The sequence below is a fragment of the Alteromonas sp. G4i13 genome, from assembly GCF_054960505.1.
The window spans coordinates 1-1,004 of sequence record NZ_JBHNYX010000108.1 but is presented as its reverse complement, the minus strand read 5'-3'; the positions used below and the strand labels follow the sequence as shown (position 1 = coordinate 1,004).

Genomic DNA, 1,004 nt, shown 5'->3' with positions numbered 1-1,004 from the left:
CCATATTCTTCGATTTGAGCCGCATAGCCTCCATCGGTGTAGTTTTTTATATCGTAATGGATATCTTCATCCACTGGGGAGTGTTCAAGCATTTACGAGATGATGTGCAAGCTAAAGCTTGGGTACTAGTCAGTGCAATTATTCTCGATATCATTGTTCTTCTATCTTTTATGTGGGTGAAAGCAAAATCAGATATCTTCATTGTTGGGATTTCTGTGGCTGGACTTCTTATCGTATTCGCGGCTGAGAAATGGTTTCTAAAGCTCCATGCGTATGATGATGATGATAAAAATTATAACTGATGCAAATCATTGAAGCTGTTCATGAACTACATCGACGGAGTAAGACAATATTCAGCGTAGGCAGAGTAGCAGCCTAAAAGGTAAGCGCAGTTGTTATGAATAGGAAAGGAATTAACCGGCATTAGCGTGCCGGTTATTTTTACTCGTGGCACACTTTAACCGCTTTTTTGCTGCTTCAGTGTATCCATTATTTCAGCAAAGTCCTGTCCTTTTGACTCAGGTGGCTGGCTACAACCCTGCTTCTCTGTATTGGTTTGACTGGGTAGTTGCATGGCTTGCTGTAAGGCTAATTCTGAATTATTGGTTATCATAATATCTCACCGTTAGTTTAAATTTATGTGGCAGTAGATATCAGCAAATATCGTACCTGTGCTAAAAGGACAAATACTGACTATTTATTTAGCCCTCACTACTACAGCTGCCTATTGTAAATACTGGCAATAAGCCAACCCAGTACACCTGCGAACAAAGCCCATAAAGCTCCGCCTATCACTACACCCAATAAAGGCACGTTCCATATCATCCCTTGCCAGTCTGAAAACATTATATTACCAGCCATGGGTGACATCATGTCGGGCATTGTAATAATGAACAAAGAACTAACAACTAACAACACTCTCGAAGCTGAACGATGCGGCGCACGCGAACGCAAATACATTTTCTCGAATTTTCATCTTACGCCTCCTTAAAGCCAGCATCATA

At 41.0% G+C, this 1,004-nt stretch carries 2 protein-coding genes and 1 pseudogene; 1 reads left to right on the top strand and 2 read right to left on the bottom strand.

Features of this window, described 5'->3' with window-relative positions; translation table 11 throughout:
- Positions 1–302 (top strand): annotated as a pseudogene (locus ACFI6J_RS21495) (amino acid permease); the annotation flags it as partial.
- 155 nt (positions 303–457) lie between these two features.
- On the opposite strand, the gene ACFI6J_RS21490 reads toward ACFI6J_RS21495, so the two are convergent.
- On the bottom strand, positions 458–613 hold the full coding sequence (locus ACFI6J_RS21490) for a hypothetical protein (protein WP_338854088.1): 156 nt from the start codon (positions 611–613) through the stop codon (positions 458–460).
- 101 nt (positions 614–714) lie between these two features.
- Positions 715–960, bottom strand: a complete 246-nt coding sequence (locus tag ACFI6J_RS21485; protein WP_012516913.1) for a DUF5676 family membrane protein — start codon at positions 958–960, stop codon at positions 715–717.
- Positions 961–1,004: the final 44 nt, after the last annotated feature.

Bases quoted from the DNA above. Each gene is read 5' to 3' on its own strand.
- ACFI6J_RS21490 (WP_338854088.1), bottom strand. From the start codon at position 613: ATGATAACCAATAATTCAGAATTAGCCTTACAGCAAGCCATGCAACTA.
- ACFI6J_RS21485 (WP_012516913.1), bottom strand. From the start codon at position 960: ATGTATTTGCGTTCGCGTGCGCCGCATCGTTCAGCTTCGAGAGTGTTG.